Below are 22222 nucleotides of genomic sequence, written 5' to 3'. Positions count from 1 at the left end.
TCCATGCGGATGCGGGCACCGCGCCATGAGCCCGCCAGGATCCGGCTTTCACCAGCTGCGGCAGAGCAGAGCGCCCTCCCGATGGCGCCCAACATCTGCCGCGGCTTATCAATTCCCCCGCACCGGCCCCTGGCGGCTTGATGGATGGCCGCCAAGCACGTATCTCTGCGCCGTGCCCATGAGTCGGGGCATCTCAATCGGGAGACGGCCTTGTCCGCACTGACGCGCTTTCTCGGCGACTCGCCGCTCAGGATTATTCTGAAGCTGCTAGTGGTATCCTTTCTCGTCGGCCTGGTCATGAACGCTTTCGGTTGGTCGCCGATGGACGTGTTCTACGGCATCCAGAAGTTCTTCATTGATCTATGGAATCTCGGCTTCCACGCCATCGACCGTTTCCTCGGCTACATCCTGCTCGGTGCCGCGATCGTCGTGCCAGCCTTCATCCTGCTCAGGATCGCCAACTACCGGAAGTGACCTTCAGGCATAATCCGATGCGACCTCGAACAGGATGGCGTGGCGCGCGGCAAGTGCCGGCACATCGGTGGAATAGCCGCCGCCGATGACACCGCAGACGGGAATGCCGAGCGCCCGGAAATGGCCGATGACCATCTTGTCGCGGGCGCGCAGGCCTTTGTCGGAAAGCGACAGCCTGCCGAGCCGGTCCTCGGCATGGACGTCGACGCCGGCATTGTAGAAGACGATGTCCCAACGCGCCTGGGCCGACAGCTCCAGCAGGATGGTATCGAGCCTTTCGACATAGGCGGCGTCGCCCGTGCCGTCGGGCAGGGCGACGTCGAGGTCGGAGGCGATCTTGCGCGCGGGGTAGTTGCGCTCGCCATGCATGGAGAAGGTAAAGGCGCGCGGCTCGTCGCCCAGAATATCCGCCGTGCCGTCGCCCTGGTGCACGTCGAGATCGACCACCAGGATACTGTGTGCCGCGCCCTCCTCAAGCAGCACCAGCGAGGCGACGGCGACGTCGTTGAAAGTGCAGAAGCCGGCGCCTTGCGCGCGCCGCGCGTGATGGCTGCCGCCGGCGGTGTTGCAGGCGATGCCGTGACGCAGGGCAAGCCGCGCCGCCGCCACCGTGCCACCGGCGGCAAGCTGCGCGCGCAACGAGACGCGCGGGCCGACCGGAAAGCCGATCTCGCGCTCGATTTTTTCCGGGACCGAACAACCGAGAACCTGCTCGACATAATCTGCCGCATGGGCGAGCTTAAGCCACGACGCAGGCGCGGGTTCGGCTGTGTTGAGCGCCCCGGCTCCGGCCAGGCCGCGTGCTCGCAAGGCCTCCATCAGCAGCGGATATTTGCTCATCGGAAAGCGATGGCTGGTCGCGAAGCCGGCGTCGTAGTCGGGATGGTGGACGATCTGCAGGGGCATGAACTGGATCGGACGGTTTCGCGCCAGAGCGGGATTTCGGTTGGCCGCCGCGGAAGGGCGATTGCGCGGCGGCCGGAAAATGGGGCACATCGGTTCCCCGATCAAGCCGCAAATCAGCAAGGCAGCAATCCTTTGGACAAGGGCGCCATCCCAACCGAAGCCAGGGCGTTTTCCGTCACCAACCGGTCGGTGCTTGCCATCGCCGTGCCGATGACGCTTGCCTATCTGACGACGCCGCTGCTTGGCCTCGTCGATACGGCTGTTGTCGGCCAGTTCGGTGACGCCGCCTTGCTTGGCGGCCTGGCCGCCGGCGCGCTGGCTTTCGACGTCGTCTTCACCACCTTCAATTTTCTGCGCTCGGGTACCACCGGCCTCGTCGCCCAGGCTTTCGGGCGTGGAGACGCGCTGGAGGAACAGGCGGTGTTCTGGCGCGCCGTGCTGATCGCGGTCGTTGCCGGTGTCGTGCTGGCAGCGCTTTCACCGCTCATCGCCGTTGGCGGCCGGTGGTTCATGGACGCCGGGCCACGCGTCAGCGACGCGATGGGTGTCTACATCAGGATCAGGCTGCTTGCCGCCCCGTTCTCGCTGATCAACTACGCCATCCTCGGCTACGTGCTGGGGCGCGGCGAGGGCGGGCTCGGCTTAATCCTCCAACTGGTGCTGAACGGCACCAACATCGCGCTGTGCTTCCTGCTCGGCCTTGAGCTCGGCTGGGGTGTTTCCGGCGTCGCCTGGGCAACCGTCACCGGCGAATTCCTCGCCATGCTGCTTGGTCTCGCGATCGTGGTTCGCCGGTTCCGATCCACCCCGCCCCTGCCTCGGCAGCGCCTGCTCGATATGGGCGCCTTCCTGCGCATGCTGTCGCTCAACCGCGACATCATGATCCGCTCGTTCTCGCTGCTCGCCGCCTTCGCGCTGTTCACCCGCCAGGGCGCGCAGTTCGGCACGGTGACGCTGGCCGCCAATGCGGTGCTGATGAACTTCTTTCTCGTCGCCGGCTATTTCCTCGACGGTTTCGCCACCGCCGCCGAACAACTCGCCGGCCGCGCCGTCGGCGCGCGCTCCGAACAGCCCTTCCGGCAGGCGGTGCGGCTGACCCTGTTCTGGGGCCTTGGTCTGGCCGGTGCCGCGACGCTGGTGCTGCTCATGGCCGGCACCAACCTGATTGCCGTCGTAACGACGTCGCAGCAGGTCCGCGCCGTGGCCGACACATACCTGCCTTGGGCCGCGTTCACCGCGCTGAGCGGTGTGCTCGCCTTCCAGATGGATGGTGTTTTCATCGGCGCGACCTGGTCGCGCGACATGCGCAACATGATGCTCTTGTCATTCCTCGCCTTTGCCGCCGCGCTGATCACGCTGGCGCCCGCCTTCGGCAATCACGGCCTGTGGGCGGCGCTGCACGTCTTTCTGCTGGTGCGTGGATTGAGCCTGCTGACAATTCTGCGGCTGCGGATGCAAACCGCGTTCAGCTGAGCGGCTTCGACGCCCATCGGTCGAGATGGCTGTCGCGCAACTCGCGCATCGACCTGAGTTTTTCCGTCTCGGCAAAACGTGCCATTCCGGCGACGATCCGGCCCGGCAGCGCCGGTCCGCCATAGATCATGCCGGTGTAGAGCTGGACGAGATCGGCGCCGGCGCGGATCTTTTCCAGAGCCGTCTCCATTGAGTTGACACCGCCGACACCGATGATGGCCATTTCGGGCCCGAGCAGCTTGCGCATCCTGGCCAGCACGATGGTCGAGCGCTCGAATAGCGGCTTTCCCGAAAGCCCGCCTGTCTCCCGCGCGGCATCCTCGCTGCGCAGCGCCGGGCGGGAAATGGTTGTGTTGGAAACGATGATGCCGTCGATCTGCTTTTCGATGACCTCGGCGGCGATATCCTCCAGCTCGGCCTCGACCAGGTCAGGCGCGATCTTGAGGAAGATCGGCGGCTGCGCGGACGCTGCAGTGCGCGCGGCCCTGACCCGGGACAATAATTCGCCGAGCTGCTCGCGCGCCTGCATGGTGCGCAGGCCTGGTGTATTGGGCGAGGAAATGTTGACGGTGAGATAGCTGGCATAAGGAGCAAAGCGGGAAACGCCGCTCTCATAGTCGCCGACGCGGTCGGTGCTGTCCTTGTTGGCACCAATGTTGACGCCGACGATGCCGCCGCGCCCCAACCGCGCCACAAGCCTTTTTTCGGCGGCCGCATGGCCCTCATTGTTGAAGCCCAGCCGGTTGATGACAGCTTCATCCGATGTCAGCCGGAAGATGCGCGGCTTCGGGTTGCCGGCCTGCGGCAGCGGCGTCACCGTGCCGACTTCGGCAAAGCCAAAGCCGAGGCCAAGCAGCGCGTCGGGTACTTCGGCGTTCTTGTCGTAGCCAGCCGCCATGCCAAGTGGGTTCGGGAAATCGAGACCGCAAAGGCTGACCTTCAGCCTCGTATCGCGTACCGTCCGCGCACCGCCCGGCAGGCCGCAGCGCAGTGCCGCGATCGACAAGCCATGCGCGGTTTCCGGATCGAAGGTGAACAGCAGTTTCTGGCCGATCCGGTCGAGCACGCTCATTGCCCCTCCAGGGTTGGGAACTGGTGGGTACCGTCGGCCCCAAGCGGCAGCGGCTTGACCCAGAGCACCGCTTTCAGGTCAAGCACGCCGTAGAGGTGCGGAAACAGCGCGCCGCCGCGCGATATTTCGTATTTCAGCGCATCACCCAGGCGGTTTCCGTCGACGGCGACCAGCAGAAGGTCGGTCTGGCCCTGGAAATGCTTTGCCGCGGTTTCCCTGGCCTGCGCCGCCGTCGAAAAATGGATGAAGCCGTCGGCGGTGTCGATCGGCGCTCCGGCGAAGCGGCCTTTGGCTTCGGCCTCGCGCCAAGGCGCTTGCGGAGTTATCTTGTAGATAATCTGTGACATGGTTGCGCTATAATCCGAACCAGTCGCGCGGGGAAGGCCACGCCAAGGGTCTTCCCCATTTCCGGCGCAAACATGCGATATTTGAGGCCTTGGCCATGGAGGACAACATGCGTCTGCAGCACATTTTGATCCCCGCCGCGCTCGTTTCGCTGGTCGCGGCTTCAGCTTATTCGGAAGAAACGGACCGCTACCGGCTGGAAAAGTCGGCCACCGGCTATATCCGCATGGATACGCAGACCGGCGCGATGTCGATCTGCGAGGAGCGTTCGGGCCAGCTCGTCTGCAAGATGGCGGCCGACGAACGCGCCGCCTACCAGGACGAGGTCGATCGCTTGCAGGCCTCGATGAAGGCGATGGACGAGCGCGTCACCAAGCTGGAGAATTCGCTCTCCGCCCGTCTCGAATCGAAACTGCCGAGCGAGGAGGATTTCAACACGACGATGAGCTACATGGAGCGCTTCCTGAAGAGCTTCATGGGCATCGTCAAGGATATGGACAAGGACAGCGGCGACGGCGCCCGGCCCAACTCGCAGAAGACCTGAGCGCCATAGACGAGGGAAAACGCGGCGCGCTGGCTTTGCCGCTTGAAAACAGTGCGCAGCCCCTCATAATCGTCCAACTGATCCCGCAAAAAGCGGTAAATCGGGGATTCGGGGAGGGACATTTGCCGTCAGGCTATTCTTTCGTGATCGCCGACGATCATCCGCTGTTTCGCGGCGCGCTGCGCGAGGCGCTTGCCGGCATCGGCAATGTCGCCGCCATCCATGAGGCCGGTGATTTCGAAAGCGCCAAGGCGCTGGTCGTGGCCAATGAAGATGTCGATCTGGTGCTGCTCGACCTGTCGATGCCCGGCGCCAGCGGCCTCTCCGGCCTGATCTCGTTGCGCGGTATCCATCCTGCGGTGCCGCTGGTCGTGGTGTCGGCGCATGACGACCCGGCGACCATACGGCGTGCGCTCGATCTCGGCGCCTCCGGTTTCATCTCCAAGTCGGCCAGCATGGAGGAAATCCGCGGCGCCGTGCAGTCGGTGCTTGCCGGCGATATCGCGGCACCTGTCGGCGTCGATCTCGGCGTCGAACGCGATCCCGAAATATCGGACCTGATCAAACGATTGCAGACGTTGACCCCGCAGCAGACCCGCGTGCTCGGCATGCTGGCCGAGGGTCTGCTCAACAAGCAGATCGCTTATGAACTCGGCGTCTCCGAGGCGACGATCAAGGCGCATGTCTCGGCCATATTGCAAAAGCTCGGCGTCGACAGTCGCACCCAGGCGGTGATCCTGCTGTCCAAGATAGGCAGCGACCCGCTGCAGCCGGCGGGCTGAGTGCCGGCTGCTTGGCTCAGTCGGAACTTTTAACTTCGGCTCGCCGCATCGACCTGTTCCGATGCGCTCGCCGACATGTTCTGCGCCTATCTCGAAGCCCTGGAGCACCAGGCCTGATTCAGGCGCTTCGATGTCACTCCGCCGCCCGCACCATCGGCCTGAACCTGGCCATCATCGAACGCAGCACCGCCGGCTTCAACGGCTTGTTGATCATCGGGATGTCGAGGCCTGCCGCGGCTGCTCGTACCTCGTTGGAACGGTCGGCCGTGACCAGCACGGCCGGCAGGTCGTCGCCGTGGGTGGCTCGCAGCCTGATAATGATATCGAGACCGGTTTCGCGGTCGAGATGGTAGTCGGCAAGCACGATGTCCGGACGGTCGATCGCGGCCCTCTCCAGATCCTCCGAGCCGGTCACCGTAGCGACATTGCAGCCCCAGCCCTCGAGCAGCAGCCGCATGCCCTCGAGGATACGGATGTCATTGTCGATGCACAGCACATGCAGGCCGGAGAGCGAAGCCGCCGCGCGGGCCGGCGCCCTGGTCTCGACCTCGCGTCGCGGCACCTGCGCGGCCGCCACGGGCAGGATGACGGAAAAGCGCGTGCCCTTGCCCGGGTTGGAGAAGATACGGATCTCAAGCCGCAACACCCTGGCGATACGGTCGACGATGGACAGGCCAAGACCAAGACCTTCTGCTTCGCGTGCGCCTTCGTCCAGTCGGGTAAACTCATGGAAGACAGTGTTCAGCTTGTCACCGGCGATGCCAATGCCGGTGTCGATGATCTGGATCTCCGCCAGTTCGCCGCGCCGCCGCACGCCGACCAGGATGCGGCCCTGGCGGGTGTACTTGATGGCATTGGAAACCAGGTTCTGGATCAGGCGGCGCAACAGGTTGCGGTCCGTCATCACGGTCAGTGAGGATGCAATGATGGTCAGCTCGAGCTTCTTTGCTGCGGCCATCGGTCGAAAATCATTGCCGATCTGGCTGAGCAGGCCGTCGAGGTTGAAGGCGGTATCGTCCGGCTTCATGGCGCCGGCATCGAGGCGCGAAATGTCGAGCACGGCGCCGAGAATGGTCTCGACCGATTCCAGCGAGGATTCGATGTTGATGGCCGCCTTGCCGGCCGGACCCTTGCCGGCCTTCTCGATCAGCGAGGAGCAATAGAGCCGGGCGGCGTTCAAGGGCTGCAGGATGTCGTGACCGGCGGCGGCAAGGAAGCGCGTCTTGCCGAGATTGGCCTCCTCGGCGAGCATCTGGGCCTGCGCCAGTTCCTCGTTGACCCGGGTCAATTCCTCGTTGACCCCAGTCAGTTCGATGGTGCGGGTCTTGACGCGCTGCTCCAGTGATTCATTGGCGCTTTTCAGCGCGAGATCCTGTTCGACGCGGCCGGAAATGTCGGCATAGGTGGCGACGATGCCGCCGTCAGGCATCGGGTTGGAGCGCAGTTCGAGGATGCGGCCGCTGGTCTTCAGCTCCATCTGCCAGGGGCTGACGAAGCTGGTCAGCCGGTTGAGCATCGTCACGCGCTGGTCGGCGGGAATGTCGCCGCGTTCGGCCAGATCGCGAAGGATCTGGTCGAGCGAAACGCCGACCTGGCCCATCTCGTCGGGCAGGTCGAACAGCGCCCGGTATTGGCGGTTCCAGCAGATCAGCCGGAAATCGCGGTCGAAGACGGTAATGCCTTGCTCCATCTGGTCCAGCGCGATCTGCAGCAGGTCGCGGTTGTGCTGCAGCGCTTCCGTGGCGTCGTCGAGCAGGCGGAAGGCGTCGCGGGATTCGCGGTCGTGGCGCCGGAACAGCAGCGACAGGATCAACCGTGCCGAGGAGGAGCCGACGGCGCTGGCCAAAAGCTGCTCGGAAAAGCGGATGACGTCCATGCTGGCCTGCTCGTTGCCATGCAGCGAGGTACCATTGCTCTTCTCGAAGGATTGAAACGACCGCTCGGTTCGTTCGACGCCGAGATAGCGTGCGATCGTATCCTTGAGGTCGTTGACGGTGATGGCGGTGCGGAAGCGGCGCAGGCTCGGCATCGGTCCGGCTTCGCGCGGCACGAAGATCGATGCCTGGATGCGCTCCAGCGGTACCGACGCGCGCGACAGTGACCCGAAGACGAAAAACAGCGCGTTGACCGAAAGGCTCCACAGCACGCCGTGGTTCAGCGGCTCGGCGACGGTGCCGAACAGTGCCTGCGGCCGCAGTGCCTCGAAGCCGAACAGTCCGTGGACGATGATGCCTGTATCGGGCGCGACGAGCGACGGGACCAGCAGCGTATAGCCCCAGACCAGGATGCCGGCGACCATGCCGAGTGCCGCACCCCGGCCATTGGCGCCGCGCCAGATCAGCCCACCAACCAGGGCAGGGGCGAACTGCGCGATCGCGGCGAAGGACATCAGGCCGATCGAGGACAGCCGGGCGCTGTTGGTGCTCTCGCGATAATAGAGAAAGGCGATGAACAAAAGGATGAAGATCGACGCCCGCCGCACATTGAGGATGAGCGTCGACCAATCCTCGTTCTCCGAGGTGGTCGTCCGCAACAGCCGGCGCACGAACAGCGGGATGATCAGGTCGTTGGAGATCATGATCGACAGCGCCACGCTCTCCACGATGACCATGGCGGTTGCCGCCGACAAGCCGCCGATGAAGGCGGCCATGGCCAGGAAATCGTGGCCGCTGAACAGCGGCAGCGACAGCACGTAAAGGTCGCTGCTCGTCCTCGCGCCGACCAGCGTCAGGCCGGCAAAGGCGATCGGCAGCACGAACAGGTTGATCGCCACGAGATACAGCGGGAACACCCAGGTCGCGGTGCGCAGTTCGGCCTCGCTGCGGTTCTCGACGATGGTGACGTAGAACTGCCGCGGCAAAAGGATGATGGCGAAGCCGCTCAGGCACGTCAGCACCAGCCAGGTGGCCAGCGATGTCGAATAGCCCATTGCCTGCCGCACCTGGCCATTCTCGGCCAGCCGGTCGAACATGTCGCCGGGGCCGCCGAAGATCAGGAAGGTGACCATCAGGCCGATGGCCAGGAAGGCGGCGAGCTTGACCACGGTCTCGACCGCCACCGCCAGCACCAGCCCATCCTGGTGTTCGGTGGCATCGGCATGGCGCGTGCCGAACAGGACCGCGAACAGCGCAAGCAGCATGGCGACGACCAGCGAGATGTCGCTGACAAACGGATCGAAGGATGGCGGCGAGCCCGTATAATGCTCGACCATCAGGCTGACCGAGCCGGAGATCGCCTTCAATTGCAGCGCGATATAGGGCACGGCGCCGATCGTGGCGATCAGCGTGGCGATCGCGGCCACGGTGAAGCTCTTGCCGTAGCGGGCGCCGAGGAAGTCGGCGACCGAAGTGATCTTCTCGGTCTTGGCCAGCCGCACGATGCGGTTGAGCAAGGGAAAGCCGAACACGAACACCAGCACCGGGCCGGTATAAATGCCGAGGAACTCGAGGCCGCGTTCGGAGGAAAGGCCGACCGAGCCGAAGAAGGTCCAGGACGTGCAGTAAATGGCAAGACTGAGCGCATAGATGAAAGGTCGCGCCCTGCTGGGCCCTGACAAGGCCGATCGGCGGTCGCCCAGGCTGGCGATGGCGAACAGCAGCGTCACATAGGCGATCGCGATGATGACGATGAACAAGCCCTGCACGCCGGCAAGATCCTCCCTGTGCCGATTTTCACCTGGCCGGGTCAGACGCAATCACAGCTTGGGCGTCAAGTCCATCACGGCTTTGGGCACCTGATTTCAAAGAGGTAACGCAGGGTAAGGCGAAACCGGTTGTTTTCTCCTTTTTGCCCATGTTGCAACTTGAGGTTTTTGTTATGGTGTCGCCGGGGCGGTGCTTCCGGGATGGGACGGCTGCGCGGCCCGCCATGATAAGGAGGGTCGAATGCTGAAAGAATTCCAGGAATTCATTTCCAAGGGCAATGTGATGGACTTGGCCGTCGGCGTCATCATCGGCGCTGCCTTCGGCAAGATCGTCGATTCCCTGGTCAACGACATCATCATGCCGATCGTCGGAGCGATCTTCGGCGGCTTGGACTTCAACAACTACTTCTTTGGGCTTTCCTCGGCCGTCAACGCCACCTCGCTGGCGGAAGCCAAAAAGCAAGGTGCTGTTTTTGCCTATGGCAGCTTCATCACCGTGGTGCTGAATTTCATCATCCTAGCCTTCATCATCTTCCTCATGGTCAAGGCCGTGAACAACATGCGCAGGCGCCTGGAAAGGGAAAAGCCCGCGCCAGCGGCCGCGCCACCGCCGGCCGATGTGCAGCTTTTGACCGAAATCCGCGATCTGCTGGCCAGGCGATAGACGGATAGGGTTCTTCTGGACCAAAACCCCGGTCGTTCGCGGCCGGGGTTTTCTGTTTTCGCATCTGGTAAACAGCACCTCCGAACGCCCCGAGACAATGGACCTGCCCATGACCTTGATCCAGACCCTGCGCCCCGAGGCCCTGGCCGCGCCCGAAAGCGGTATCGTCGCCGTCGTCAACTATGGCAGATTGCGCGAAGGCCTGATCCCGCTTTGGGCCGGCGAGGGCGACCTGCCGACGCCGTCCTTCATCACCGATGCGGCGTCGAAGGCGCTGGCCGGCGGTGAGACGTTCTACACCTGGCAGAGGGGCATTCCCGATCTCAGGCAGGCGCTGGCACGCTACTACGAAAGGCACTTCGCCAAGACCTTCGCCGAGGAGCAATTCATCGTTACCGGCTCCGGCATGCATGCCATCCAGCTGGCGCTCGATGCGCTTGCGGGAGCCGGCGACGAGGTGATCTACCTGTCGCCCGCCTGGCCGAATTTCGACGCCGCCGCCGCCATCGCGGGTGCCGTTCCGGTGCCGGTCACACTCGACCATTCCGGAAATGGCTGGTCATGCGACGTCGAGAAAATAGCGGCGGCGGTCACACCGCGCACGAAGGCGTTGTTCATCAACACGCCGTCCAATCCGACCGGCTGGACCGCCGATCACGAGACCTTGCGGGCGATCCTCGATCTCGCCCGCGCCAAGGGCCTGTGGATCATCGCCGACGAGATCTATTCGCTGTTCCACTATGGTCACGGCCGCGCGCCGTCCTTCCTCGACATCGCGGAGGCGGAAGACCGCATCCTTTTCGTCAACAGTTTCTCCAAGAACTGGGCGATGACCGGCTGGCGCGTCGGCTGGATCAAGACGCATCCAAGCCTGCAGCAGGTGTTCGAGAACCTGATCCAGTATTCGAACTCGGGCGTCGCCCAGTTCATGCAGCGCGGCGCGGTCGCGGCGCTCGACGAGGGCGATGCCTTCGTCGCCGAACAGGTGGAGCGGGCGAGGCAAGCGCGCGACCTGGTCTGCGGCATTCTGGGCGAAACCGGCAAGGCGCGCTTCACCGTCCCGCAGGGCGCCTTCTACCTGTTCTTCACCGTCGACGGCGTCACGGACTCGCGGGCAGCCGCTTTCGAAATCGTCGACAAGGCCAATGTCGGCCTGGCGCCCGGCACCGCCTTCGGGCCCGGTGGCGAAGCGTTCCTGCGGCTGTGCTTCCACCGCCGCCTCGACCAGCTCGAGGATGCGGCAAACCGGCTGGCAAGGTGGATGAAGACTGTCTGAACTCTGACGAAGCCCGAATTGAAAGCCGCGTCAGCTGGCCGTCGGAGTAGAGTTTCAAACGGACTTCAGCCGCCCGACTTGGGCACCAGCAGTGGAATGATGCGGTCGCTCTTGGTCACTGAGGGCCGTCCCGCCGAACCGTAGGGGATGCCGAGCGCGTCCCAGGTTTCGACCAGCGCGTCCTGCAGTTCGGCGATCAGCGCGTCGGAATGGAACGGCGTCGGCGTGATACGCAGCCGTTCGGTACCGCGTGGCACCGTCGGGTAGTTGATCGGCTGGATGTAGATGCCGTGGACGCCGAGCAGGCGGTCGCTCGCCATCTTGCAGAGTTCAGGATCGCCAACCAGCACCGGCACGATATGTGTCGGCGACTCCATCACCGGCAGACCGGCCGCCGACAGGATCTGCTTGGTTCGGCTCGCCTGCTGCTGCTGGGCGTCGCGCTCGGCCTGCGAGCGCTTCAGGTGACGGATCGAGGTGGTGGCCGCCGCGGCGATCGCCGGCGGCAGCGCCGTGGTGAAGATGAAGCCCGGCGCGTAGGAGCGCACCGCGTCGATGACGGCGCTGGTGCCGGTGATGTAACCGCCCAGCGTGCCGAACGCCTTGGCCAGCGTGCCTTCGATGATGTCGATGCGGTCGGCCAGGCCTTCGCGCTCGGTGATGCCGCCGCCGCGCGGTCCGTACATGCCGACGGCATGGACCTCGTCGATATAGGTCATGGCGTTGTAGCGTTCGGCGAGTTCGACGATCTCCTTGATCGGCGCGATGTCGCCATCCATCGAATAGACGCTTTCGAAGACGATCAGCTTGGCGCGTTCGCGCCCCGCGGTCTGCAGCAGGCTTTCCAGATGCGCGACGTCATTGTGGCGGAAGATCTTTTTCTCGGCGCCCGAGCGCCGCACGCCTTCGATCATCGAGGCATGGTTCAGTTCGTCCGAGATGATCAGGCAATTGGGCAAAAGCCGCGCTATGGTCGAGATCGAGGCCTCGTTGGAGACGAAGCCGGAGGTGAAGACCAAGGCGGCTTCCTTGCCGTGCAGGTCGGCCAGCTCATGCTCGAGCTCGACCAGCGGGTTGGACGTGCCGGAAATGTTGCGGGTGCCGCCGGCGCCCGATCCCATCTTGCCGGCCGCGTTCTGGAATGCGGCGATCACGTCAGGATGCTGGCCCATGCCGAGATAGTCGTTGGAACACCAGACGGTGATTTCCTCGGCGCGGCCGTTGGAACGCCAGACGGCGCGCGGAAACTTGCCCGCGATACGCTCCAGGTCGGCGAAGACGCGGTAGCGACGCTCGGCATGGAGCTGATCGATCGCTTCCTCGAAAAACCGCTGATAGTTCATGTCGACTTCCCAATTTTGCGCGGCATCATAATCATTGGCCTTTTGGCCGTCCACCGGGCCATTTTGGTCAAAATGCCACGCCCCACACCTGTTCCTAACGTTGACGGATCGTGGCCTATTCCACTTCACGACACGCTCAGTGGATCACTTTTGTTTCCGCATGATGCCACATCAAGTGAACGCCGGTTACCTCTCGTTCTAATGGTCATGCGCCGGGCTTTCCAGTAAGGCGGTTGTTGAGACAGTTTCCGATAAATCTTGGGTAAGCGAGGACTTGGGATGACGGTTTTGGTGACAGGCGGCGCCGGCTATATCGGCAGCCATATGGTCTGGGAATTGCTGGATGCAGGCGAAAGCGTGGTCGTTCTCGACCGCCTTTCCACCGGCTTCGAATGGGCAGTGGCGCCGGAGGCAAAGCTGATTGTCGGCGATGTCGCCGATAAGGAATTGGTCGGCGGGATTATCAAGGACAATCATGTCGATGCCATCATCCATTTCGCCGGCTCCATCGTGGTGCCGGAATCGGTAGCCGATCCGCTCGCCTACTACGAGAACAACACCTCGAAGACCCGCACGCTGATCGAAACCGCGGTCCGCGAAGGCGTGCCGAATTTCATCTTCTCCTCGACAGCCGCCGTCTATGGCGGCGCCGGGCTGGAGCCGGTGCGCGAGGATGCCCGCCTGGCGCCGGAATCACCCTATGGCCTGTCCAAGCTGATGAGCGAGTGGATGCTGCGCGACGCGGGCCTTGCGCACGACATCCGCTACACGGCGCTGCGCTATTTCAACGTCGCCGGCGCCGACCCGAAGGGCCGCACCGGCCAGTCCACTCCGGGCGCCACCCATCTGATCAAGGTCGCCTGCGAGACCGCGCTCGGCAAGCGACCCTTCATGCAGGTCTTCGGTACCGACTATCCGACGCCGGACGGCACCTGCATGCGCGACTATATCCACGTCAGCGATCTGGCCGCCGCGCATCGCCTGGCTTTGCAGCGGCTGCGCGCCGGGGGCGCCAGCCTCGTCGCCAATTGCGGCTACAGCCACGGTTATTCGGTGCTCGAGGTGATCGAAAGCGTGCGGCGCGCCTTCGGCCATGATTTCGAGGTCAGGATGGGCGACCGGCGTCCCGGGGATGCCGCGGCGGTGGTTGCGAATTCCGATCTCGCCCGGTCGGAACTGGGCTGGACCCCGCGGCGCGACGATCTCGACCAGATCGTCAACGACGCGCTGTCCTGGGAACGCATCCTGACCAGCAAGAACTCCGCGCGGGGCTGAGCGCGCTTTCCCCAGGGGCTCACAAGCCCAGGGCTCGCAAGGCGCGCGGCGACGCGCTATGCAAGTGTTCGCGACACAGCGTGGAGGCGCGGTGCCGCAATGAGCTTTGGGGGATGGCATGAAGATAACGGTGCTTGGAGCCGGCGTCGTCGGTACGGCGGCAGCCTACTATCTGGCCGCCGACGGTCACGAGGTCACCGTGATCGAGCGTCATGCGGCGCCGGCGCGAGGCACCAGCCAGTCGAATGCCGGGCTGGTGTCTCCAGGTGACGCCACCGCCTGGGCCTCGCCGGCGGCACTCAAGACGTTCCTGCGCGGGCTCTACAATCATGATCTCGGCATCAAGGTGCGGCTGCGCTTCGATCCCTATTTCCTCGCCTGGAGCCTGCGCTTCCTGCGCCAGTGCACGGTGGCCCGCCTGCGGGCCAACAGCCGGGTCAAGCTGCGGCTGGCGCTCTATTCGCGCGACTGCATCAACGCCATATCCGCCGGTACCGGCATCCACTATGACGAGCGCAAGAAGGGCATCCTCTACTTCTTCCGCTCGCAGCACAGTCTCGACACCGGCACCGACAATTACCGCTATCTGGCCGAGCATGGCCTGCCCATCGAGATCGTCGGCCGCGACCGGCTGGTCGAGCTTGAACCAGGTCTTGCCGGGGTGAAGCAAAAGATCGCCGGCGGTGTCTACTCGCCGATCGACCAGACCGGTGATTCCCGGCAGTTCGTGGAAAACCTCGCTGCCTATGCCGCCGAAAAGCTCGGCGTGAGATTCCTTTATGGGACGACGGTCGAGGGCCTCGACATCGAAGGCGACCGGGTGCGCGCCGTGATGACCTCGTCCGGACCGATCGCCGGCGATGCGGTGGTCATATCGATGGGGCCGGAGAGCGGCCTGCTCGGCCGGCGCTACGGCATCGACCTGCCGGTCTATCCGGTGAAGGGCTATACCGCGACGATTCCGCTGGAGGATGAGAGCAAAGGCCCGACCATGGGCGGCGCCGACGAGGATCAGCTGATGGCCTATTCGCGCCTCGGCAATCGATTGCGGTTGGCTTCGACCGCCGAATTCACCGGCTTCGACCGCACCCACAAACCCAGCGACTTCGCCACCATGTTCAGAACCGGCAAGGACCTGTTCCCCGGTGCTTTCGACGAGAGGAAGGCCGAGCTATGGGCAGGTTTGCGGCCGATGATGCCGAACTCGGTGCCGGTCATCGGCCAGGCGAAATACCGCAACCTTTACCTCGACACCGGCCACGGCCATGTCGGCTGGACCATGGCGTGCGGCTCGGGAAAATTTCTCGCCGACCTCATCGCCGGCCGCAAGCCGGAGATCGACCCGCAAGGCCTGGTCTACAGGGGATAGGATGTCGGGACCGCAAGTCGCCATCGACCTTGGCCGCATCGAGCGCAACGCCCGCACCGTTGTGGACCGCTGCGCGCTTTCGGGCATCAAGGTTTTCGGCGTCACCAAGGGCACTTGCGGCATGCCGCAAGTGGCACGCGCCATGCTGCGCGGCGGCGTCTCCGGGATCGCCGAGTCGCGTTTCGAAAACATCCGCCGGCTGCGCGACAGCGGTATCAGCGCGCCGATCATGCTGTTGCGCAGCCCGCCGATGGCGCGCGTCGAGGAGGTGGTGCGCACCGTCGACGTCAGCCTGCAGTCGGAGCTGACGATCATCCGCGAGATCTCGCGCATCGCCGAGCGTATGGGCCGCGTCCACGACATCATGCTGATGATCGATCTCGGCGACCTCCGCGAAGGCATCTGGCCGAACGACCTCATCCCCACTGTCGAGCGGATTCTCGACATGAAGGGCGTGCGCATCGCCGGCATCGGCACCAATCTCGGTTGCTTCGGCGCCATCATGCCGACGGAGGAAAATCTCGGCCAGCTCGTCGCTCATGCCTACAAGACCGAACGCCTGTCCGGGAAAAGCCTGGACTTCATCTCCGGCGGCGCGTCGTCGTCGCTGCCGCTGCTGCTCGAAGGCAAATTGCCGGCCGGCATCAACAATTTGCGCATCGGCGAGGCGATCCTGCAGGGCGGTGTCGAGACCTTCCGCGATGTCCCATGGGCGGAACTCGAACCCGATGCCTGCCGGCTGACCAGCGACGTCATCGAGGTCAAGCTCAAGCCGTCGCGGCCGATCGGCACCTCCGGCTACGACGCCTTCGGCAACCAGCCAGTCTTTCCCGACGAAGGCGACAGGCTGCGCGCCATCGCCAATATCGGCCGCGAGGACGTACTGGTCGAGGGACTGACGCCGATCGCCAAGGGGATAAGGGTGCTCGGCGCCTCCAGTGACCATCTGCTGCTCGATGTGCAGGATGCCGACCCGCCGCTCGCCGTTGGTGACCGCGTCGCCTTCCGCATGAGCTACGGCGCCATGCTTCTGGCGATGACCTCGGAATATGTCGAAAAAGCACCGATGCACGATGTCGCGGATTTCTCCGGCCGCAAGATGGTGTCGATCTCGGCCGAAGCGGAAGCGGCTCGCATCCTCGCGCGCGAAGCAACCGGCGCCCGGCTGGAGGCGATGAATTTCGACGTCGTCGAACTGGCCGATGTCGATCGACCGCCCTCGGGCCTGATCCGGTTCGCCGCCGGCGCCGATCGTCGCATCGCGCACAAGGCGCTGACCGCAACGGCCCGCGCGACCCACTCCTTCGGCCTGATCTGGATCGATTCCATCGCCGCGCTGATGCCGGAGGACGAAGATGGCATCGACCTGCCGGAGGCGTCGGTACTGGCGCGCTCGCTTGGCCTCGACCACAAGGCCGGCGCGCTGCAGCCGCAGCTGTCGCCGGAAAACGTCGTCATCATCGGACTGCGCCATGCCGACCCTGCGGAAGTGCGGGTCCTGAAGGATTCGCGCGTCTCGGCCTTCACGATGACCGATATCGACGCCATGGGCATGCGCGACCTGATGCACGAGGCAATCCGTATCGCCACCTCGGGCACGCAAGGGTTTCATGTCAGTTATTCGCCCACGGCGACCGAATTCGCCGGCTGGGCGGCTGGCTCCGGCGGCCTCACCGTCCGCGAGACGCATCAGGCGATGGAGGCGATCGCGCTTTCCGGCGGGCTGCTGTCGATGGATGTCTCCGGCCTGAGTACCGATCTGGAGCCCAGGATCGGTAGCGACGCGGTCAACTTCGTCATGTCGGCCTTCGGCAAGCGAATTCTCTGATCAGCCAATAGCCTCGACGGCCGCCCGCCACGCGCTGATATATTCCGCCCAGGCCGGATCGGCCGGCGGCTCCAGTGTTTGACCTTTGCCATGCGCCGCGCGCTGGTCCGATGCAAGCAGGGCGGCCCCGATGCTGGTGCCGGTAGCGGCTTCCGATGCGATGACGGCGCGGCCAGTGCTCGCGGCGAGCATCCGCGTGAACAATTGATTGCGCGCGAAAGGCCCCTCGACGGTCGTCGGGCCATCGCCGCCGACGAGGTCGAGGCAGGTCGCCGTCATCAGCGCCAGGTAGAAGGAGATGGCGGCAAAGCGTTGGCCGGGAGGGATCGCCTCGCCCTTGCGCCATGCGGCGGTGTGATGCGGAAACGGCCCCGAGCCTTGCTGGATCGAAGGCAAAAGCAATGTCTTGCGCGCCAGCACCGCGGTGACATCGCTGTCGCTCCAGCTCTGCGCCGAGCCCTCGGTCAGCAGCGAGAATTCGCGGCCACCCATGAACCGCGCCGAGGGCACGGGGTCGCCGAGCGCATTGACATTGACCAGCGTATCCCTTGCCGGATCGAGCGCCACCGTCTTGCCGCCGACCGCCATCGACACCACCCAGGTGCCGGTCGAGACCACGCAGAAGGGCGGCGCATCTGACAGGAGGTGGGGCAGCAGCGAGGCGTTGGAATCGTGCAGGCCGCAAAAGACCGGGGTTTGTGGATCGAGCCCGGTCCGCTCCGCAAGCGCGGGCAGGATCGAGCCAAGCCGGTCCCTGGCCGGCCGCACCGGCGCCATCAGCTCGCGCCAGCCCAGGCGATCGACCAGCGCCGAAAAATCCCCCGTCCAGGGGTTCCACAAATCGGTGTGGCAGCCGAGCGAGGTGACCTCGTTGGCGGCCACGCCGGTCAGGCGCAGCGCCCAGTATTGCGGGTACATCAGCATCGCGGCGGCCCTGGCGAACTCCGTCGGGAAACTTTGCTGCTGCCAGAAGAATTGCGCGCCGAGATTGAGGCCGAGCGGCAGGCGCGGCGTGCCGGTCTCGGAGAAGGGCGGGCGGATCGCGTCATAGTCGGACGCCAGCTCATCGGGCCCATCGTATTCATAATCGAGGACAGGCAGCACCAGCTCGCCCGTGGCATCGACCAGCACGCCGGTCGCGCCATGCGTGGTGATCGAAACTGCGTCGATGCGCTGTTCGCGATTGAGGTCGGCAAGGCTGTCGAGGATGAACGCCCATAGCGCTCCGACATCATGATGCGGGTAGGGCGCTTGTCGCACCGGCGCGTTCGCCACCCGGCGCAGCATCACCTCCCTCAATGTGGCGAGATCGACCAGCGCCACCTTGGCATTGGTCTTGCCGATGTCGATGACGGCGATGTGGCGGACCGCGCTCATTCCATATGGAACATCATTTCCAGCGGCACCGCCACCGGCTCGTTATCCGGTTTCGCCTCCATGATGTCGGCCATTTCAGCCCACCAGCGCTGCATCACCGGATGCTTAGGCAGATCGTCCATGCCGTGATCATCGCGCCGCCACAGCACGCCGAACAGGATGCTCGTCTCTTCGTCGAGATGGATGGAGTAGTCGGAGATGCCGGCCTGCTTCAGCAACGCGACCAGCGACGGCCAGATTTCATCGTGGCGCTTTTTGTACTCGGCCTTCATGCCGGGTTTAAGCATCATCTTGAATGCGTATTTCTCGGGCATCAGGCCAGGCGTCCCCCGCGCAGCCGCCGCCAGACGATCGGCAGCGCAATGACGATGATCAACAGCAGGCCGATGAAGATCGACATGACGATGCCGGGCACGTTGAGCAGGCCGAGGCCGAAGGTCACCAGCCCCATGATCAGGGCGGCAAGCACCACGCCGACGATGCTGCCGGCGCCGCCGAGGATGCTGACGCCGCCGAGCACCACCATGGTGATGACCTCCAGCTCATAGCCCTGCGCGATCGACGGACGCGTCGAGCCGAGCCGAGCCGTGATCAGCACCGAGGCGATGCCCGACATCAGGCCGGTCAGGCAAAACAGGATGAATTTTATGCGGCCGACGCGTACGCCGGAAAACTGCGCCGCGACCGGATTGTTGCCGATCGCGAAGACCCGGCGGCCGAAACTCGTGCGGTGCAGCAGGAACCAGTAGACCACCGCGGCGATGAGGAAGAGCACCAGTTCGAACGACACCACCCACCAGACATAACCCTGGCCGAAGAAGGCGAAGCTTTCGGGATAGCCCTTGTAGGCCTGGTCGCCGAGAGTGATGAAGGCGATGCCGCGAAACAGGCTCATCGTGCCGATGGTGACGACGATGGAAGGCAGGCCGAGGCGCGTGACCAGCAGTCCGTTGAAGGCGCCGCAGCCGAGCCCGACGACGACGCCGATCGCCACCAGCGTCGGCGTGTCGGCGCCGGCCTGCACCGCCATGCCCATCATGGTCGAGGCGAGCGCGATGATGGCGGCCACCGACAGGTCGATCTCGCCCGAAATGATCAGCAGCGCCATGGCGAACGCGATCAGGCCCTTCTCGGTGAAATTGAAGGTGAGATCGGACAGCGAATACGGATCGAGGAAATAGGGTGAGGCGAAACTGTTGATGGCAAAGATGGCGATGGCCACCACGACCAGCAGCGCTTCCCAGGAAAAGATCGCCGAAGAGAGCGGCTTGTCGAGCCGGTCGGGAATGTGGCGCGGGGCGGGGACGTCGGTCATGTCACCGCTTCCACTTTCTTGAGGATGATGCGGCCTTGCTGGCGTTCGCCGCGCGCGTTGAGCACGACCGCCAGGATGATGGCGCTGCCCGAAATCGCCATCTGCCAGAAGGGCGAGATGTTGATGACCGGCAAAGCGTTGGAGATGATGCCGAGGAACAGCGCGCCGAGCACGGCGCCGCCGACCGAGCCGATGCCGCCGGCGATCGAGATGCCGCCGATGACGCAGGCGGCGATGATGTTCAACTCATAGCCATTGGCGACCTCGACCGAGGCGATCACATAGCGCGAGATCCAGAGATAACCGCAGAGGCCACCGGTCATGCCTGAGATGCAGAAGACGATGAATTTGGTCCGCCCGACATCGATGCCGGTATAGACGGATGCCGTCGGATTGACGCCGATGGCATAGATCGAGCGGCCGAGCGCGGTGCGCGTCATCAGCACGAAGAACAGCGCGATCACCAGGATGGCGATCCAGGACAGAACCGGAATGCCGAGGAAAGCAGCGCGCTGGAAGCCGATGAAATCCGGGCTCATCCTGTCGGCGTTGACCCAGGCGCCGCCGGACAGGACGAAAGTGGCGCCGCGATAGATGGTGAGCGTGCCCAGCGTCACCACGATCGAGGGGATGTTCAGACGCCACACCAAAAGGCCGTTGATGGCGCCGAGCACCAGCCCGACTGCGAGCGCGATGACGATCAGCAGCGGGATCGGGATCGCCGGGTGCGCGGCGTTCAGCATCGCCACCACCATTCCGGTGAAACAGAGGTTCGACGCCATCGACAGGTCGATCGAGCGCGTCAGGATGACGACCATCTGGCCGAGCGCCAGGATCATCAGGATCGAGGTGTCGTTGAACACCTGGCGCAGATTGCCGGGGTCGGCAAAGGCGGGGAAGCGCGTCGAGATCAGCCCGATCAAGACGACGATGGCCGCGAGCAGCCAGATTTCGCGGTATTTGAGGAAAGCTTTCATGCCGCGATCCCTGCTGCTGTCCTGACCAGCGTCTCGGCATCCAGTCCCTTGTTGTCGTAGACCGCCGCGACAAGGCCCTCGCGCATGACGACGACCCGATCGGACATGCCGAGAATTTCAGGCAGTTCGGACGACACCATGATCACCGACAGGCCCTGCGCCACCAGTTCGGCCATGAAGCTGTGCACGGCGGCCTTGGAGCCGATATCGATGCCCTTGGTCGGCTCGTCCAGGATGATCACCTTGGGCGACGTCGCCAGCCATTTGGCGATGACCACCTTCTGCTGGTTGCCGCCCGATAGCGTGCCGACATCCTGGCTGAGCGAGGAGGCCCTGAGGTCGAGCCGTTCCGTGTAGGAACGGGCCAGCGAAAACTCCTCCGCCAGCCGCAGCATGCCTGATTTGGAGGTGCGGGCGAGCGATGGCAGCGAAACATTCTGGAAGATCGGCAGGCCGATAACCACGCCCTGCTTGCCGCGTTCTTCCGGGACGTAGACGATGCCGGCCTCGATCGAATCCGCGGCCGATTTCGGCGCGATCGCCTTGCCATCCAGCGTGATCGTGCCGGCGCTTATGCGGGTAATGCCTGAAATCGCCTGCATCACCTCGCTGCGCCCGGCGCCGACCAGGCCATAGAAGCCAAGAATCTCGCCCTTGTGCAGTTCGAAGCCGATATCCCTGAACTCGGTCGGATGCGACAGGCCGGAAACGGAAAGCACCGGCGCGCCGATCTCGGCCTTGCGCTGCGGAAAGATGTGGTCGACCGAACGGCCGACCATCATGCGCACGATCTGGCTCTGGCCGGCATCCCTGATCAGGCCCTCGCCGACCATCTCGCCGTCGCGGAACACCGTGTAGCGATCGGCAATGCGATAGATCTCGTCGAACTTGTGGCTGATGAACAGGATCGCCTTGCCCTGCTCCTTGAGGAATTCGATCAAAAGGAAAAGTTCCTCGATCTCCTTCATCGAAAGGGCTGCGGTCGGCTCGTCCATGATGACGATCTGGGAGTCGATCGACATGGCGCGCGCGACGGCGACGAGATGCTTGTTGGCGATGCCGAGATCCCTGAGCCGCGCATCGGCATCGATATGACCGGCATGCATGGTGTCGAGCACTTCGCGCGCATTCTTGCGCATCGTGCGCCAGTCGATGGTGCCGAAGCGCGTGCGCGGCGCATGGCCGAGGAAGATGTTTTCGGCGACGCTGAGATCGTCGAACAGCACGGTTTCCTGATGGATGGCGGTGACGCCGTGGCCGAAGGCGGCGTGCGCGCTGGGCAGCGCGACGGCCTGGCCGTCGATGCTGATCGTGCCGGCATCGGGCTGGTAGATGCCGGTCATGATCTTGACCAGCGTCGACTTGCCGGCGCCATTCTCGCCGATCAGCGCGGTCACCTGGCCGGGATAGAGCGACAGGCTGACATTGTGCAGGGCACGGACACCGGGGAAGCTCTTGGAGATGCCGGACAGTGCCAGGCGCGGAGCGGAGGCCGGAAGCCGCTCGTCAGTCTCGCTATGTCGGGCCGTCGTGTCCATATCCGTATCAAGCCCTGAAAC

The 22222-nt window shown here is 64.2% G+C and carries 19 protein-coding genes; 9 read left to right on the top strand and 10 right to left on the bottom strand.

Annotated features, from left to right (window positions below; all coding sequences use genetic code 11):
* Positions 1–210: 210 nt before the first annotated feature.
* Complete coding sequence (locus LB516_RS01265) at positions 211–474, top strand: DUF6460 domain-containing protein (RefSeq protein WP_023770995.1); 264 nt, start codon at positions 211–213, stop codon at positions 472–474.
* Positions 475–477: 3 nt separating this feature from the next.
* Here LB516_RS01265 and LB516_RS01260 read toward each other — a convergent pair whose 3' ends face one another.
* A complete protein-coding gene (locus tag LB516_RS01260; protein ID WP_224588046.1) occupies positions 478–1380 on the bottom strand; it encodes a histone deacetylase in 903 nt (300 codons plus the stop codon).
* A 132-nt stretch (positions 1381–1512) separates the two neighbouring features.
* Between LB516_RS01260 and LB516_RS01255 the strand changes: the two genes are divergently transcribed.
* Positions 1513–2853 (top strand): MATE family efflux transporter, encoded by a 1341-nt coding sequence (locus LB516_RS01255; protein ID WP_140614730.1) that lies wholly within the window; start codon positions 1513–1515, stop codon positions 2851–2853.
* On the opposite strand, the gene LB516_RS01250 is transcribed toward LB516_RS01255, so the two are convergent.
* Positions 2846–3925: a quinone-dependent dihydroorotate dehydrogenase gene (locus LB516_RS01250; RefSeq protein ID WP_224588048.1), complete on the bottom strand. Its 1080-nt coding sequence runs from the start codon at positions 3923–3925 to the stop codon at positions 2846–2848. The genes LB516_RS01255 and LB516_RS01250 overlap by 8 nt on opposite strands.
* Positions 3922–4272: a DUF952 domain-containing protein gene (locus LB516_RS01245; RefSeq protein ID WP_224588050.1), complete on the bottom strand. Its 351-nt coding sequence runs from the start codon at positions 4270–4272 to the stop codon at positions 3922–3924. The genes LB516_RS01250 and LB516_RS01245 overlap by 4 nt, the downstream gene beginning before the upstream one ends.
* A gap of 107 nt (positions 4273–4379) precedes the next feature.
* Here LB516_RS01245 and LB516_RS01240 point away from each other — a divergent pair, with 107 nt between their 5' ends.
* Both LB516_RS01240 and LB516_RS01235 read left to right on the top strand, forming a co-directional pair.
* On the top strand, positions 4380–4814 hold the full coding sequence (locus tag LB516_RS01240) for a hypothetical protein (RefSeq protein ID WP_015319249.1): 435 nt from the start codon (positions 4380–4382) through the stop codon (positions 4812–4814).
* 122 nt (positions 4815–4936) lie between these two features.
* A complete protein-coding gene (locus tag LB516_RS01235; RefSeq protein WP_015319247.1) occupies positions 4937–5596 on the top strand; it encodes a response regulator transcription factor in 660 nt (219 codons plus the stop codon).
* Between the two features lie 133 nt (positions 5597–5729).
* On the opposite strand, the gene LB516_RS01230 is transcribed toward LB516_RS01235, so the two are convergent.
* Entirely contained in the window at positions 5730–9239 is a 3510-nt protein-coding gene (locus LB516_RS01230) for a NahK/ErcS family hybrid sensor histidine kinase/response regulator (RefSeq protein ID WP_224718773.1), read from the bottom strand.
* Between the two features lie 241 nt (positions 9240–9480).
* Here LB516_RS01230 and mscL point away from each other — a divergent pair, with 241 nt between their 5' ends.
* Both mscL and LB516_RS01220 read left to right on the top strand, forming a co-directional pair.
* Positions 9481–9903, top strand: a complete 423-nt coding sequence (gene mscL / locus LB516_RS01225) for a large conductance mechanosensitive channel protein MscL (protein ID WP_015319245.1) — start codon at positions 9481–9483, stop codon at positions 9901–9903.
* A gap of 109 nt (positions 9904–10012) precedes the next feature.
* Positions 10013–11179: a pyridoxal phosphate-dependent aminotransferase gene (locus tag LB516_RS01220; RefSeq protein ID WP_224718772.1), complete on the top strand. Its 1167-nt coding sequence runs from the start codon at positions 10013–10015 to the stop codon at positions 11177–11179.
* Between the two features lie 65 nt (positions 11180–11244).
* Here the strand turns inward: LB516_RS01220 and hemA are convergent, their stop codons facing one another.
* Positions 11245–12522 (bottom strand): 5-aminolevulinate synthase, encoded by a 1278-nt coding sequence (gene hemA, locus LB516_RS01215; RefSeq protein WP_140787201.1) that lies wholly within the window; start codon positions 12520–12522, stop codon positions 11245–11247.
* A 279-nt stretch (positions 12523–12801) separates the two neighbouring features.
* Here hemA and galE point away from each other — a divergent pair, with 279 nt between their 5' ends.
* From galE to LB516_RS01200, 3 genes are all read left to right on the top strand, one after another.
* Complete coding sequence (gene galE / locus LB516_RS01210; RefSeq protein ID WP_140878221.1) at positions 12802–13797, top strand: UDP-glucose 4-epimerase GalE; 996 nt, start codon at positions 12802–12804, stop codon at positions 13795–13797.
* A gap of 118 nt (positions 13798–13915) precedes the next feature.
* Positions 13916–15166: a D-amino acid dehydrogenase gene (locus LB516_RS01205; RefSeq protein ID WP_224718771.1), complete on the top strand. Its 1251-nt coding sequence runs from the start codon at positions 13916–13918 to the stop codon at positions 15164–15166.
* Between the two features lies 1 nt (position 15167).
* A complete protein-coding gene (locus tag LB516_RS01200) occupies positions 15168–16994 on the top strand; it encodes an alanine racemase (RefSeq protein WP_224718770.1) in 1827 nt (608 codons plus the stop codon).
* Here the strand turns inward: LB516_RS01200 and LB516_RS01195 are convergent, their stop codons facing one another.
* From LB516_RS01195 to LB516_RS01175, 5 genes are read right to left on the bottom strand one after another with little or no spacing between them, the layout of a single operon-like run.
* On the bottom strand, positions 16995–18371 hold the full coding sequence (locus LB516_RS01195; RefSeq protein WP_224718769.1) for an FGGY-family carbohydrate kinase: 1377 nt from the start codon (positions 18369–18371) through the stop codon (positions 16995–16997). It lies immediately after the preceding gene.
* Complete coding sequence (gene rhaM / locus LB516_RS01190; RefSeq protein ID WP_224718768.1) at positions 18368–18685, bottom strand: L-rhamnose mutarotase; 318 nt, start codon at positions 18683–18685, stop codon at positions 18368–18370. Before rhaM ends, LB516_RS01195 begins: the two co-directional genes overlap by 4 nt.
* The gene (locus tag LB516_RS01185; RefSeq protein ID WP_224718767.1) at positions 18685–19686 is read right to left on the bottom strand and encodes an ABC transporter permease; all 1002 of its coding nucleotides are present in this window, start codon (positions 19684–19686) and stop codon (positions 18685–18687) included. Before LB516_RS01185 ends, rhaM begins: the two co-directional genes overlap by 1 nt.
* Positions 19683–20663 carry an ABC transporter permease gene (locus tag LB516_RS01180; protein WP_224718766.1) on the bottom strand — a complete coding sequence of 327 codons (981 nt, stop codon included), beginning with the start codon at positions 20661–20663 and terminating at the stop codon, positions 19683–19685. Before LB516_RS01180 ends, LB516_RS01185 begins: the two co-directional genes overlap by 4 nt.
* A complete protein-coding gene (locus LB516_RS01175) occupies positions 20660–22201 on the bottom strand; it encodes a sugar ABC transporter ATP-binding protein (protein ID WP_224718765.1) in 1542 nt (513 codons plus the stop codon). The genes LB516_RS01180 and LB516_RS01175 overlap by 4 nt, the downstream gene beginning before the upstream one ends.
* Positions 22202–22222 lie beyond the last annotated feature (21 nt).

Source organism: Mesorhizobium sp. CO1-1-7 (assembly GCF_020164885.1).
In the GTDB taxonomy this organism is placed as follows: domain Bacteria; phylum Pseudomonadota; class Alphaproteobacteria; order Rhizobiales; family Rhizobiaceae; genus Mesorhizobium; species Mesorhizobium australicum.
This window is presented reverse-complemented; position numbering and strand designations above follow the sequence as displayed.

Excerpts from the sequence above, each read along its gene's own strand:
- LB516_RS01185 (WP_224718767.1), bottom strand. The coding sequence starts at position 19,686 with ATGACCGACGTCCCCGCCCCGCGCCACATTCCCGACCGGCTCGACAAG.
- LB516_RS01220 (WP_224718772.1), top strand. The coding sequence starts at position 10,013 with ATGACCTTGATCCAGACCCTGCGCCCCGAGGCCCTGGCCGCGCCCGAA.
- LB516_RS01195 (WP_224718769.1), bottom strand. The coding sequence starts at position 18,371 with ATGAGCGCGGTCCGCCACATCGCCGTCATCGACATCGGCAAGACCAAT.
- hemA (WP_140787201.1), bottom strand. The coding sequence starts at position 12,522 with ATGAACTATCAGCGGTTTTTCGAGGAAGCGATCGATCAGCTCCATGCC.
- LB516_RS01180 (WP_224718766.1), bottom strand. The coding sequence starts at position 20,663 with ATGAAAGCTTTCCTCAAATACCGCGAAATCTGGCTGCTCGCGGCCATC.
- LB516_RS01250 (WP_224588048.1), bottom strand. The coding sequence starts at position 3,925 with ATGAGCGTGCTCGACCGGATCGGCCAGAAACTGCTGTTCACCTTCGAT.
- LB516_RS01240 (WP_015319249.1), top strand. The coding sequence starts at position 4,380 with ATGCGTCTGCAGCACATTTTGATCCCCGCCGCGCTCGTTTCGCTGGTC.
- galE (WP_140878221.1), top strand. The coding sequence starts at position 12,802 with ATGACGGTTTTGGTGACAGGCGGCGCCGGCTATATCGGCAGCCATATG.
- LB516_RS01205 (WP_224718771.1), top strand. The coding sequence starts at position 13,916 with ATGAAGATAACGGTGCTTGGAGCCGGCGTCGTCGGTACGGCGGCAGCC.
- LB516_RS01260 (WP_224588046.1), bottom strand. The coding sequence starts at position 1,380 with ATGCCCCTGCAGATCGTCCACCATCCCGACTACGACGCCGGCTTCGCG.
- mscL (WP_015319245.1), top strand. The coding sequence starts at position 9,481 with ATGCTGAAAGAATTCCAGGAATTCATTTCCAAGGGCAATGTGATGGAC.
- LB516_RS01245 (WP_224588050.1), bottom strand. The coding sequence starts at position 4,272 with ATGTCACAGATTATCTACAAGATAACTCCGCAAGCGCCTTGGCGCGAG.
- rhaM (WP_224718768.1), bottom strand. The coding sequence starts at position 18,685 with ATGCCCGAGAAATACGCATTCAAGATGATGCTTAAACCCGGCATGAAG.
- LB516_RS01175 (WP_224718765.1), bottom strand. The coding sequence starts at position 22,201 with ATGGACACGACGGCCCGACATAGCGAGACTGACGAGCGGCTTCCGGCC.
- LB516_RS01200 (WP_224718770.1), top strand. The coding sequence starts at position 15,168 with ATGTCGGGACCGCAAGTCGCCATCGACCTTGGCCGCATCGAGCGCAAC.